11 protein-coding genes are annotated in these 12889 nt (G+C 54.4%); 2 read left to right on the forward strand and 9 right to left on the reverse strand.

What is annotated here, in order from left to right:
- Nucleotides 1–177: 177 nt before the first annotated feature.
- Together speA and Pla100_RS02065 are read right to left on the reverse strand one after the other, a co-directional pair.
- Nucleotides 178–2256: a biosynthetic arginine decarboxylase gene (gene speA / locus Pla100_RS02060; protein WP_146576572.1), complete on the reverse strand. Its 2079-nt coding sequence runs from the start codon at nucleotides 2254–2256 to the stop codon at nucleotides 178–180.
- A gap of 241 nt (nucleotides 2257–2497) precedes the next feature.
- A complete protein-coding gene (locus Pla100_RS02065) occupies nucleotides 2498–2956 on the reverse strand; it encodes a hypothetical protein (protein ID WP_146576002.1) in 459 nt (152 codons plus the stop codon).
- A gap of 248 nt (nucleotides 2957–3204) precedes the next feature.
- Here Pla100_RS02065 and Pla100_RS02070 point away from each other — a divergent pair, with 248 nt between their 5' ends.
- Complete coding sequence (locus Pla100_RS02070) at nucleotides 3205–4704, forward strand: DASH family cryptochrome (protein WP_231602575.1); 1500 nt, start codon at nucleotides 3205–3207, stop codon at nucleotides 4702–4704.
- A 113-nt stretch (nucleotides 4705–4817) separates the two neighbouring features.
- Here the strand turns inward: Pla100_RS02070 and Pla100_RS30285 are convergent, their stop codons facing one another.
- The 7 genes from Pla100_RS30285 to Pla100_RS02100 all read right to left on the reverse strand — a co-directional run bounded on the left by Pla100_RS30285 (nucleotide 4818) and on the right by Pla100_RS02100 (nucleotide 10540).
- A complete protein-coding gene (locus tag Pla100_RS30285) occupies nucleotides 4818–6614 on the reverse strand; it encodes a sialate O-acetylesterase (protein ID WP_197167641.1) in 1797 nt (598 codons plus the stop codon).
- A gap of 176 nt (nucleotides 6615–6790) precedes the next feature.
- The gene (locus Pla100_RS02080; protein ID WP_146576003.1) at nucleotides 6791–7279 is read right to left on the reverse strand and encodes a hypothetical protein; all 489 of its coding nucleotides are present in this window, start codon (nucleotides 7277–7279) and stop codon (nucleotides 6791–6793) included.
- On the reverse strand, nucleotides 7176–7550 hold the full coding sequence (locus tag Pla100_RS32355) for an FAD-dependent oxidoreductase (RefSeq protein WP_146576574.1): 375 nt from the start codon (nucleotides 7548–7550) through the stop codon (nucleotides 7176–7178). The genes Pla100_RS02080 and Pla100_RS32355 overlap by 104 nt, the downstream gene beginning before the upstream one ends.
- Nucleotides 7551–7595: 45 nt before the next feature.
- Complete coding sequence (locus Pla100_RS30290) at nucleotides 7596–7733, reverse strand: hypothetical protein (RefSeq protein WP_197167642.1); 138 nt, start codon at nucleotides 7731–7733, stop codon at nucleotides 7596–7598.
- 220 nt (nucleotides 7734–7953) lie between these two features.
- Nucleotides 7954–9732, reverse strand: a complete 1779-nt coding sequence (gene arsA, locus Pla100_RS02090) for an arsenical pump-driving ATPase (RefSeq protein ID WP_146576004.1) — start codon at nucleotides 9730–9732, stop codon at nucleotides 7954–7956.
- Between the two features lie 31 nt (nucleotides 9733–9763).
- Entirely contained in the window at nucleotides 9764–10138 is a 375-nt protein-coding gene (arsD, locus tag Pla100_RS02095; RefSeq protein ID WP_146576005.1) for an arsenite efflux transporter metallochaperone ArsD, read from the reverse strand.
- 75 nt (nucleotides 10139–10213) lie between these two features.
- A complete protein-coding gene (locus Pla100_RS02100; protein WP_146576006.1) occupies nucleotides 10214–10540 on the reverse strand; it encodes an ArsR/SmtB family transcription factor in 327 nt (108 codons plus the stop codon).
- A 779-nt stretch (nucleotides 10541–11319) separates the two neighbouring features.
- Between Pla100_RS02100 and Pla100_RS02105 the strand changes: the two genes are divergently transcribed.
- Nucleotides 11320–12741: a sulfatase family protein gene (locus tag Pla100_RS02105; RefSeq protein ID WP_390620554.1), complete on the forward strand. Its 1422-nt coding sequence runs from the start codon at nucleotides 11320–11322 to the stop codon at nucleotides 12739–12741.
- Nucleotides 12742–12889 lie beyond the last annotated feature (148 nt).

Raw genomic sequence — 12889 nt, forward strand, 5'->3', positions numbered from 1 at the left:
CGGAAGTGATCGCCATCTCGGTGGATCGACGTAGGCTGGGTGGAGGAGAGCTTTGGCGACGAACACCCGGCAGATGGCTATTGGCTATTGGCTATTGGCGATTGGCGATTGGCTTTGGTTGCCGGGTCTTCGCTATCGCTGCGACCCAGCCTACTTTTGACCCAGACTACTGGTTGATTATTTGGGCAATACGATTTCTTCGTTTTCGATCGCGACCGCGTTGCGGTGCGATGTCAAATAAGTGTAACCCGCCAAGGCCCGCTCGTAGGCGGCGACCGTTTGGCCGGCTTGTTGGTGATTGATGCGTTCGTGAACGACCGCGTTTTCGACTGCTTGTTGGATCGCTTCGACCAGTTCGCGGTCTTCGTATTGCACGTATCCGAGCACTTCGCGAACCGTGTCGCCTTTGACGATGGATCGAATCTTGGTGATCTCGCCATCGAGTTCGACATGAACCGCATGCGTATCACCGAACAGGTTGTGGAGGTCACCAAGGATTTCTTGGTAAGCGCCGACCATGAATACGGCCAATTGATACGATTCGTTCGGACGCAGCGGATGCAACATCAACGTTTCGGTACGGCGACCGTCTCCAACAAACGCATCGATCTTGCCGTCGCTGTCGCAAGTGATGTCGCCCAAGACCGCATGACGCGTCGGCTCTTCCTCCAACCGGTGGATCGGCATGATCGGGAACAATTGATCGATCGCCCATGAATCGGGCATCGATTGAAATAGCGAAAAGTTCGCAAAGTAAATGTCCGACAACATTCGATCGAGATGCTGAAAGTCTTCCGGAATCTCGTCGAGTTCATTCGCGAAATCGCGTGCCCGATGACAGATTTCAAAGAACAATGTTTCGGCCGCGACGCGTTGCTCGAGCGGCAAGTATCCGCCGCTGAATAAATTCATGCTGAGGTCCAACGCGACCTGCGCGTCGTGGAACGTCTCGAGCATATTCTCCGGCGTCAGGTTCTTGTAACCATCCCACAGATCATGGACAGGTTGCTCGTATTCCTCGGGCGGACCGCAAGGCTTTTCGGATTGCAGTCGCGATGCTAGTGTCGCTTCGTCGAGTCGATTCTCGCCAAGATTGTCGTCGCTGAACGCGGGTTCCTCGGCGGCCGCATCGTCAGATGAAACCTGGGCCCATTCCGGAAGATCGGACGCTCCCTGGCTGGTCACACCCAATGTCTCCATCACCAAGACGCTGTGTTGGGCCGCGATCGCTCGTCCGCTTTCGGAGATCAATTGCGGATGCGGCACTTCGGCTTCATCACAAACTGTTTGCACGTGATAGACGACGTCGTTGGCATACTCTTGCACCGTGTAATTCATGCTCGATTCGTTGTCGGTTTGGGAACCGTCGTAATCGACTCCGAGTCCACCACCGACGTCGAGATAACCCATCGCCGCCCCCCGTTGTTTCAGATCGATGTAGATCCGGGCCGCTTCCAAAATCGCCGACTTCAATTGGCGAATGTTACCGATCTGGCTGCCGACATGAAAATGCAACAACTGAAAACAATCGCCCATGCCCATCTCTAACAGGCGATCCAATTGGGCGAGCACTTCGGCGACCGTCAAGCCGAACTTGCTTCGGTATCCGCCGCTGGCTTGCCAACGTCCACTGCCTCGGGTGGCGAGCTTCACGCGGATGCCGAATGTCGGGCGAACGCCGACCTCCTCGGCCACCTTCAAAATCAAATCCAGCTCGCTGACTTTTTCCACGACCGGCAAAACCGTCCGACCGAGACGCTGGGCCAACAGTGCCAAACGAATGAACTCCTCGTCCTTGAATCCGTTGCAGATGATCGGCACTTCCAACGTGCCCATCGCGACAGCCGCGAGTAGTTCCGGTTTGCTGCCCGCTTCAATTCCAAACCCCAGCTTCGAACCTTCCTCGACGATCTGCTGGACGACTTCACGCTGCTGGTTGACTTTGATTGGAAAGACGCAGCGATACTTATTCCCGTAAGCATGATCTTCGATCGCTTTGCTAAAGCACTGATCGAGACGACGCAATCTGTCCCGCAAAATGCCATTGAATCGAATCAGGATGGGCAACTCCAAGCCACGCTCAAGCAAACGATCGACGAGAGCCTTCAGGTCAATGAAACCAGGTTGGGTCGGGTCCGGAGAAACCAATACGGTGCCATCGGGCGATATCGAAAAATAGCCATCGCCCCATCGTTCGATGCCGTACTGCGCCGCTGAATCTTCGATCGTCCAAGGATCGTTCGTGACCGTTGCCAAATGTTTGCTGCCTGAAAGAGGGTCAGAGGGTGGACTGAACACTGCCCATGATTGCTTCTTGACAACGAATTGTCGAGTTGGGGGATTGTCGGGCTGAGGAGGGCGAGACTTGGATCGGTCGGGTCGTCGCCCAATGCGATAAGAGACCGCAAAGTCAGTGCCAAGCCGAAACCAACAAAAAATCCTCCGCCCACGTTTCCGTGGACGGAGGATCCCCATCTTCAAGCACTTGCTCGGTTGGTTATTTCATAGATTTCACCAGCATCACGCCGTTGTCAGCCATCCTGACGGGCGTCTTGACGGCAACTTGCACCGTCGAACGATTCGCGGGCATTAGAATCGGCGAGATCGAAACCAGTACCTCGCCTGGAGCTAATTCGGGCATCGAATAACTCGCGCAGCATGGCTCTGGAGCCGGCTCCGGCTCACAGCACACTGGTTCGGGCTCTGGTTCGCAGCAAACGGGTTCTGGTTCGGGCTCACAGCACACCGGTTCCGGTTCGGGCTCGCAACAAACAGGTTCTGGCTCGCAGCACACCGGTTCCGGCTCGCAACAAACCGGTTCAGGCTCGCAACAGCAACATTCGTCTTTCTTTCCAAACAGCTTGGCGAACAAGCCGGCCTCGGCCGTCGGTGCCTGGACCGCCAACATCGATCCGGTCACCGCGAGAGCCAATCCAAGTCGGACCCATTTTTTCATCTTCGTCTCCAAAACGTTGCAAGAATGTGTTTCAAGTTGCCGTCGTCGATCGGGCGTTTGCATGCAAAGCAACCAACGTGCCGGATAACGTTCCAAACCCTCTAATCGTTAAAGTCAATTCGCAAGATAACCCGCGACTGCGTGAAACCGTCGTGTTTCACAACGGTTCGTGCAGCAGGACTGTGCGGGTTGCAATCCTTCCTCGTCGGCACTTTCGGTACGCAGGCGATCGCATGTGCCCAAACCCGATGCACCGACGTTTTGATTCGGTGCAATCCTGCCTATTTTCAGAGCGACTCGAGATGGCCAATTGTTTGGTTTGGTTTCGAAATGATTTACGCACCCATGATCACGAGCCGCTACGGATCGCGACGGAGCATGCAGGAAGCGGGGGCAACACTTTCGCCCTGTACTGCTTCGATCCACGTCAATTCGGACGCTCTCGCTTCGGATTCGATCGGACAGGTCCGCATCGGACGCGGTTTCTGATCGAATCGGTTGCCGATCTCCGCGACCAGCTTCGGCGTCTCGGGGGCGAATTGATCGTGCGCCACGGCAAACCGGAAGAAACGATCGAGCAGTTGATCCAGGAGCTATCGATCGATTCAGTTCACTACCACCGCGAACCGGGAACCGAGGAATACGACATCGAGCAGGCGGTCGAACTCGCATGTCAACGCGGCCGTGTCAGAACCGTTCACCGTTGGGCTGGAACGTTGCACCTGCCTGAAGATTTACCGTTCGAGATCGCACAGGTCCCCGAGATTTTTACGCACTATCGAAAATCAATCGAAAAGTCATCGTCCCATCGCGATCCGCTCGCGGCACCGGATTCGATTCATTGCCGACTGCCGGAATGCTGTGTTGTCGGCGATCTTCCTGGCGCTACCGAACTCGGTGTCGAGCCACCGAAGTTCGATGAACGCAGCCACCGAGACTATCGAGGTGGCCAGACCGCGGGAATGGAACGACTGCAGGAATACCTATGGGACCGCGATCGATTACGCGTTTACAAACAAACTCGCAACGGAATGCTGGCCGTCGATGATTCGTCCAAGTTCTCGCCTTGGCTGGCCAATGGAAGTCTTTCCCCGCGAACGATCGCGGCGGAAGTCAGCCGTTACGAGCGAGAACGTGTCGCGAACGAATCGACTTACTGGCTGATCTTCGAACTGATGTGGCGAGACTATTTTCATTTCATCGCCGCCAAGCACGGTCGACATCTGTTCCAAATTGGCGGTTTGCAACAAACTCAATTACCGTGGTTGCGTGACGTCGAACGAATGGACGCTTGGAAGCAGGGTCGGACCGGCTACCCACTCGTTGATGCGAACATGCAAGAACTCGCCGCCACCGGATTCATGTCCAACCGAGGTCGCCAAAACGTCGGAAGCTTCTTGACGAAGAACTTAGGGATCGATTGGCGAATGGGAGCCGAGTGGTTCGAATCCTTGTTGATCGACTATGACGTGGCGTCCAACTACGGCAATTGGAACTACGTCGCTGGCGTGGGCAACGACGCGCGAGGCTTTCGTTTTTTCAACATCACAAAACAGGCTCGCGATTACGACCCCGACGGGGATTACGTTCGGCACTGGTTGCCGGTGCTGGCCAACATTCCGAGTGACCGGATTCATGAGCCCTGGAAACTCAGCCGTGAGGACCAAGCTCGATACGGCGTACAAATCGGGCGAGAGTATCCGACCCCGATCGTCGACCTGTTCGTTTCAGTTGGTGCCATCAAGTAAGAGAAGTTGCGAGTTCACGATCAGGTTTCCTCCATTGTGGAATACAAAAGCTCCCCAACATCGAGGCCTTACGAGTTGGGCAGGTTACCTCTGAAGTCTCTGCTTGTGAGCTCTTATTTTTTGATGAGTCTGAGGTTCGCTTCGGCGAAGGCCTTTCCAATTTGAGCGAATATTTTGGCACTACCGAAGTAGTGATAGCCGCCATTGGATGCGCCTTGAAGTGCTTCTCTGTCTTTGGGAGAAAGGACTTCCTCCAAAGCGAGGTCGAGCTTCTCCTGATCCGCCTTGGTGAGTCCCTCAATCCATGCATCGAGCGCCGCATAGTGTTCTGGCGAGCTTGGAGCGTATTGGTCGTTAGCATAAACCGCCAAGACGTTCTTTCCCTCTTTCAAGTATTGAGTCTGTTGTTTGTCGAGGACAATGGATCGGTATTGCGGCTTATCCTGCCACCAGATGTAGGTATGAATCCTGTGGCCGTTCAAATAAACATGATACCCCTGTCGCGCCAGAATCGCGATACGATAGGAATCGTAGTCAAGGTCATCAACTTCAAAAGTGGAACGCATGAGCAGGAACTCTTCTTTGCCCCACATTGACGAATACTCGTCCAATGTGATTCCGCTGTGATTCCAAACGCCCTTGCCAATGGGTGCCTTGCCTGTTGTCCATTGGCGGTCATCGAACTCGGGTAAATACCAATTCTCCATTCCGGCTGGCAGTGTGATGTCACGGAATCTCCTATCGGTGAACTTTTCCAATTTGTCACTCGTTTCGGTGGCATCGACCGTGACGAAACGCCATTCTCGCTGCTCTGGCAAAGGCTTTCCAATCGGCTTCCAAAACTTATCCCATGTCCGCTTTGTATCGAGCGAGCCATCTGCTTTCAATTTGTGAGCCGTACCGACGATCTCGTTATACTCGCCCTGCTTGGGTACAGCGGCTTCGATGACACGATCCCAAAAAGGAGCGGTATCAACAGCAACCACGTTCCCCTTGAACTCGGGCATTTCAGCGGGAGCGGCCATGGCTTTGCGGAAGTTGACATTCTGCTCGCCATCGACACCAAGTACGCCAATGATGAATGGCATCTTCGGAGCGGAAAGGTCATTGCGAACGTCGCGGATGAAATGTGCCAATAGACGTGAGTATTCATCGTAATCGCCATTCGGATAGGTCTGGCCATCGACGAGATCGTTGAAACCCTGAAACCATACAAACCCCGCAAGCTCGTAACCCGCCTTGGGATCATAGGCGGGGCAGACCCGAGCGGGATCTGCGAGTACTTTTTTCACATGCTCAACCATCATGCGGTAGAACACGCCTGAAGCCGCCTCTTTGTCTTCCTGCCATTTTTTTCGATCTTCAAGCTTGGGAATGCCGTGGGCACCTTGCGGATGTTTGTCCCACCGATCTTGAATCTGCTTGGACAGCTTGTATGGCCCGGCGCTTGGCGGACGAAATTCGGTGTTGAGCGACCTGCCGCCCCAAGCAGTCTTGATGATGAGGATGGGTTCCTTCAGTTCTTTCTCCATCGCGATGCCAAAGGTGAACTCAGGTCCAATCTTTCCGCGATCCTTAGTGGGTTGGTCTCCGCGTGCACCAAAGCCTGCGGTCAATTTCCCCAAGCCCTCGCCATTCGCACTGCCATCATAAGGCCCGGTCAAATAGGACATCCAAACCTGGTCACATACCCGAGGTGTTCCATCGGGATTACGCATCTCCTTGAGCAAAGGTGCCGTCGCCGGATCGTTGCCGATGTAATCAAAGGTCCGGACTTCCGCATGTCCTTCCATGTTCGACTGGCCCGCGAGGATAAACACTCGGAGCGGCTTTGACTGAGCCTCGGCCACTTGTGCGGAAAGGAGAATAAAGGCAAACAGAAACGTGGCCAGTGCTTGGGTGTTTTGCATTCTAAGTCTAACTGTTGTGTTACCGAATCTGTTGACGGACAGGGAACATTGACGGACAGGGAACATTGACGGACAGGGAACATAGTCCATTAGCGGCGTAGCACTTTGCTACGCAACCCGCTTGCGGCGTGTTGATTTAATCGTAACCCGAAGCGTGAGCAAGGGATTCATCACCATTAAGTCCTTTGTATGTATCCCTCGCTCACGCTTCGGGTTTCGATGAGGACTAAATCATGGTCATCGAGGAATGGAAAGTCGAGATCACGATGAAAAATATTTCCCCGTGGCAGAGCGATTTCCTGCTCCAGATCCAGCGGTGATTTCACCTCAATTGCCAAGGAACCATCGCTACATGGAGCGAGAACGGACTCGATGGGATCGAGCAAGAATTCATTCAGACTGGACAAAGCACGTTCTTTGGCTAGCTTCTTTATGCCCTGATCGTCTGTATCAAAGAGCTTCGCCGGAGTATGCAACCCAAACAGGGTGAGGGTGTGAAATCCCTTGGCAATCAAATCCTGGGACAGGATCGATGGGTCCGTAAGAGTATGACAATACATCTCAAGCGGCAACGGATTGGGCAACTGTCCACCGTGAGCCTGACGATACGCTACCTCCAATTGTGAGAAGCTCTCGTTGACAATCGGCCGAAACCAAGAGTCCATCGTTTCGACCGTCGCGCTGGTAAGGCGTGTACGAAGCGACAGCGCGTCCCAAGGTCGTGAAGCGAATTCCTAGATCACGGACAATCTGATCGGGCAGCAGTGAGACCAAATAAGAGTAGCTCGAAAGTCGCGCATCGTACTCAGGGAATGGATTGACACTGGTGGTGGCACCGCCGAGTTCGTCGCGTGCTTCTAAAAGCAAAACGGATTTGCCAGCCTTCGCCAAATAACTGGCCGCCACCAATCCGTTATGCCCGCCACCGACAATGATCGCGTCATATCGCTTGTGGTTTTATTTCATACTTTTCTTTACGGCCTAGCAATCGATCGAGTGTCGGTCTTGGGCGATCAAGACGTGATGCATCGAACTCGGGATCGTTCGACAATGTTGGAACTTCTTGCCGCGGTGAAGATATTCTTCGCGGGTGACATGGGGTTTGGAGACAATCGCCATGGACACGATCCTGAATCGAACAGAACGAATTTTTGTTCTTATGATGTTAACCGAAAATCGGTGCATCTTGCTATCTAGCATCGCGTGAACAATCAGTGGTACGGCGGTAGCGGTCACCGTGAACTGTATCGAGAGTGCCTGGGCGACCGCCTATCGCCTCCGATTGACTCGTTTCACAGAGCAATCATTTGAAGTTGTCAAATGACTACTGCTTCATCTCTCAAAAGGTCGTTGCAGAAGAGTTGTTTGCGGTGATCCTCCGAAGGCCGGTCAGCCCCGTCGGTGGCTCGGTCTGCCAGGCGACCAAAGCAACGCGACTTGCCAAGGTTTTCGTGACTTCGTCGAGGAAAGGCGACTCATTGTTTTGTCGATGACGAAGCGTTCGATTCGAGACGTCAAGCGGCACAAGACTCTGATTGATTACCCATGCATATGGCTCGATCTCCGCGCGACGCAGATCCTGCTGAAGCTTGGCTGCCTCATGAACCGGAGTTGCCTCGGGAAGTGTGACCACCAGGACTCGCGTGAAATCAGGATCTCGCAATCGCGGTAAAAGATTCTCAACAGCGTCGGGCATCTGGCTCGCCTGCCTCGTCACTTCCCGGTGATAGGCCAATGCGGAATCAAGCAGCAAGATCGTATGTCCGGTCGGAGCGGTATCAAGAACCACGAACCGATCCGTGCCTTCGCTCACCGCCTTTGCAAACGCTCGAAACACAGCGATCTCTTCGGTACAAGGAGATCGCAAGTCTTCTTCAAGAAGGGCACGGCCATCTTCGTCCAAATCAGCACCTGCCGTCCGCATCACTTCATCGCGGTAGTCAGCCGTCTCCTGAACAGGATCGATGCGACCGACCGTCAGACCAACAAGCTGATCGGCCGCCATGGTCGCGGCAACATGGGCCGCAGGATCCGTTGTAGAGAGGTGAACCTTAAAACCGCGATCAGCGAGTGCGACAGCCACGGCAGCCGCAATGGTCGTCTTGCCGACTCCGCCTTTGCCCATCGTTAAGATCACTCCGTGACGTTGGCTCGACAAATCATCCATCAACTCGCCAAGACCCGCAGGATAAGACTCAATCGACGTCATCTGATCCAAGGTCGGAAGTACCGGATGCTGGTCGGAACCGATCGTTCGCAACGATTCGACGCCCATGAGTCCGTCTCCAGTCAGCGGAATAACAGATTGCTTGAGTCCCCGCAACGATTCAGGCATGCCTTCGATCGCCTGCTCTGCTCGCTGTTGCATTGCCGTTGCAATCGGATCCGATGTCGACTCAGCGGTGAAGACACCATTGATGATCAAGTGTTGATTGTTGACTCCGAGGTGTCGCAGTTCCGCACTTGTGCGATCCGCTTCCCGAAAAGCGGAGGGCTCGGCGCGCGTGACCAGCACCAACGTCGTCGCCTCAGCGTCAGCAAGTGCTTCGACCGTTTTTTGATACACCGCTGCTTGGGCTTGCAAGCCTGCAAGTGGTCCCAAGCATGAAGTGCCAGTTGTGTTTTGCTCGATGTATCCCGACCAAGCCGATGGCAAAGTCAGCAGCCGAAGCGTGTGTCCGGTCGGAGCCGTATCAAAAATAACGTGATCAAAATCGGCGGTAGCATCCTTGTCACCCAAGAGCTTCGCAAACTCGTCAAAGGCCGCGATTTCAATCGTACAAGATCCTGATAATTGCTCTTCCATGCTGCGCACCGCAGCGTCAGGAAGGACGCCGCGATAAGGGCCGACCATCCGTTCCCGATACTCAGCAGCGGCAGCTTCCGGGTCGAGGTTCAACGCGAATAGACCAGGAACCGAGTTGACGGGCGTCGGCCGATTTCCCAGTGAAGTCCCAAGAACTTCGTCTAGATTCGAGGCGGGGTCCGTCGACACCAACAAGACTCGTCGCCCACGATCAGCCAATTGCACTGCGGTCGCGCACGCCATCGACGTCTTCCCAACTCCACCCTTGCCTGTGAAGAACAAGTTTCGCGTCGGCGTATTTAGAAAGTTCATGACGAATCCCTTACTCAAACATTGGAAGTCCCTAGCAGCAACCGGAATCACCGCCGCAGCATCCCGAGTCGGAAGCCATTGGCAATCTCGCCATGGCTTTCGTTGAAGTCCCCGTCCACAAAGCGAGGTTTTCGCGAGTTGGGTACTCGCTGCGGCTGACGACGCGCTGGTCAACGATCACCAGAGGCAGACACTCGACGCCTTCGTCGGTCAACCATTGCTGCACGGTTGCATTCTTGACAAACTCGGCGGGGTCCTGTGCGAGATTGAAACGTTCGACATCGTGTCCTTGAGCTTGCAACCACTCCAGGTCGGCCGCAAATTTCGGGAGAACCGAATCGACTTGCGGGCCACAAACCCCCGTCGAGCAGCACATGGCTTTGTCAAAAATCTGGACTTTCGGCATTGGAAATCTCCTGTCGTATCAAAGTTAAATCGAATATCGGCGATATACGATAAAAGAACGCAAAAAAAACTCACGTCACAAATCGGCAACGAGCGACTTGAGTCTTTCAAGTTGCTTTGGGTTGATGCAGTAACAAACCTTTGGTCCATCGACTTCACCTTGGATCAACCCTGACTCCTTCAGGATCTTCAAGTGTTGTGAAACGGTGGACTGGGCCAACGGCAAACAATCGACGATCTCACCGCACACGCACGCCTCGCGACCGATCAGCAGACGAACAATTTGAACGCGGGCGGGATGGGCAACCGCCCAAGCCAGCCGCGCAAACTCCTCGGCCGTCGGGTCGGCTTTCAGCTTGACCGGTGTCGAATCGCACGATTTGGTTTTTGACTTCTTTGCCATAACGTTTTTATATCGTCTATCTACGATTAACGATAGGCCCGGGGAAGCTTTGGGTCAAGAGTTGTTTCGGTTTCGGATCGCCACCTCGCCATCTAAGAGACTATCGCCACAAGCCTGGGTGGCACAGGAGCGAAATACCTGTTGTCCAGACGAGCCCGACCCGCCGGCCAGTTCGACATCACGGCCGCCGAGCACAACCGACTGTCGGCTGCGGCCGAAGCAGCGCATCGTAACTAACTTCCCGGCGGTGCGGGACCACGCACGCATCTGCGAAACGCCTCCACCGTTCGCGATCACAACAAGCCCGCTTTGGTCAGACCGATTGGCGGAGAAGGAAAGGGAAACGGCGTCGTTTGTGATATCACTTATTGACCAATAGGGCTCACGTGTTTGCTGACCTGAGGACTTACTGGAGTCCCGAAGCAGTCTTGTCGGCGTGTGATGGCTACGATCTCGATGGCATGGCGAGCGATGGATTGCTGCACCTGATCAATTCCGTCCCTGCGGCTTTGGACGGGACCGGCGAGCAATCGGCGGTAGACGGAACGCCGACGACGAAACCATTTTGGGAAATCCGCGACGATGAAGTTTCGATATGCTTGAAGGAGACGACATGGCATTGCCTTGGAAAGCACGATCCGTGCCGGGGACTACCGCGGTGTCGGACAGATCTTCAGACTAACATCGCTTGCCAACGTGATGATGATAGTTCACACGGCAAATGTCCAATCTCCTTTCCCTCTCAAAGAATTCCCGTGAAAACCACGTCACTCGCTCATGTGCTAAGCGTACTCCTGTTGACGACCTTTGCGACCTATGCTGCAGAGCGTGCCGAAGTTTCAGAAGGTGCCGACAAGCCTAACATCCTGTTCATTTTTGCTGATGACTGGGGATGGGGTGACCTCGGCTGTCACGGGCATCCCTACCTGAAGACGCCGAACCTAGATCGGCTTGCGAAAGAAGGGACCGATTTCCATCGCTTCACGGTCGCAAGCGGTGTCTGTTCACCGAGTCGCACCGCAGTGATGACTGGTCATTTTCCAGCACGGTATAATATCGATGGCCATTTCGCCTGGGTGCCGAGCAACGCCAAACGCGGAATGCCCGACTGGCTGAACCCAAACACTTCAACGCTTCCAAAGATGTTACAGTCGGCGGGTTATGCGACGGCACACTTCGGCAAATGGCATCTTGCCAACAATATGATCCCTGATTCGCCATTGCCGAAGGACTACGGATACGACGAGTATGGGGCGTTCAACTGCGCCGGTGAACAAATGCCGGTGCATGAGGATGCTGCTCGTGCGATCGCGTTCATCGAAAAGAGCGCGGCAGCGAAGAAGCCATTCTTCATTAACTTGTGGATGCACGAACCGCACACGCCATTCCACACGTTGCCGGAGTACCGTCGCCGATTTTCTGAACTAGATGATCCAGACAATGTTTACGCGTCCGTGCTCTCACACGCGGATGATCGGATCGGTGAAGTACTGGATGCCCTGGATCGGTTTATGTTGTCCGACAAGACGCTGGTGATTTTCAGCTCAGACAATGGACCTGCGGGCAGCGGTAGAGGGAACAAGCTTAAAACGATGTACGATTCCGCCACCGGCGATGGATTCGATGGCGGCGCCTCCGTTGGGACGACCGGCGGTCGCAACGGACGCAAGGGTTCGATCCTGCAGGGCGGACTAGGCGTCCCGTTTATCGCTCGCTGGCCTGGAAAGATCAAAGCCGGTGCGATCGACGACGTGTCGTGGATCTCTGCCGTCGATCTGTTACCAACTTTCTGCGAGATCGCTGGTGCAGTTCTCTCCGAGCGATACCAGCCCGACGGCACAAGTCAATTAGCAACCTTGCAAGGAACGCATGCTCCCATTCGCAAAAAGCCTCTGTTCTGGAAAGGCACCGGCGGCAATGGCCCCCTCTACTCGATCCTGGATGGAAAATGGCGACTGCTGGTGAACGTGAAATTCGAAGTGCTCGAACTGTACGACGTCAATGACGATCCCTTGGAAAAGAACGATCTGAAGTCGTCTCACCCTGACATCGCCAGCGAGCTGTTAAGAAAGCTTCAAACCTGGCACGCAACGCTTCCGGAGACGCCTGATCCCGAGTGCTTCTCAAAGTATCGAGACGAGAACGCCAGCCCGATGCCTCCAGAGGTTAAACCGCTCTTTCAATTTGACCCGTCGCGTTAAGTCCAAAGGTTGAGCAATGAGAATCAATGTTTGAGAACAAAGCCACCGGTCACGAAGTAATCGAACATCATAACCGCTCCACTTTCAGATCGGCTTACCAAAGAGCGAGTCGGCCGCATCATTGCCATGATTGGCGAGGAGGCGGGCG

Source organism: Neorhodopirellula pilleata, from assembly GCF_007859915.1.
GTDB lineage: Bacteria > Planctomycetota > Planctomycetia > Pirellulales > Pirellulaceae > Rhodopirellula > Rhodopirellula pilleata.

Coding starts and splice junctions, on each gene's coding strand:
- Pla100_RS30290 (WP_197167642.1), bottom strand. CDS start 7,733: ATGGCGATTGTCTCCAAACCCCATGTCACCCGCGAAGAATATCTTCAC.
- Pla100_RS02070 (WP_231602575.1), top strand. CDS start 3,205: ATGCACCGACGTTTTGATTCGGTGCAATCCTGCCTATTTTCAGAGCGA.
- arsD (WP_146576005.1), bottom strand. CDS start 10,138: ATGCCGAAAGTCCAGATTTTTGACAAAGCCATGTGCTGCTCGACGGGG.
- Pla100_RS02080 (WP_146576003.1), bottom strand. CDS start 7,279: ATGGACTCTTGGTTTCGGCCGATTGTCAACGAGAGCTTCTCACAATTG.
- Pla100_RS02065 (WP_146576002.1), bottom strand. CDS start 2,956: ATGAAAAAATGGGTCCGACTTGGATTGGCTCTCGCGGTGACCGGATCG.
- Pla100_RS30285 (WP_197167641.1), bottom strand. CDS start 6,614: ATGCAAAACACCCAAGCACTGGCCACGTTTCTGTTTGCCTTTATTCTC.
- arsA (WP_146576004.1), bottom strand. CDS start 9,732: ATGAACTTTCTAAATACGCCGACGCGAAACTTGTTCTTCACAGGCAAG.
- Pla100_RS02100 (WP_146576006.1), bottom strand. CDS start 10,540: ATGGCAAAGAAGTCAAAAACCAAATCGTGCGATTCGACACCGGTCAAG.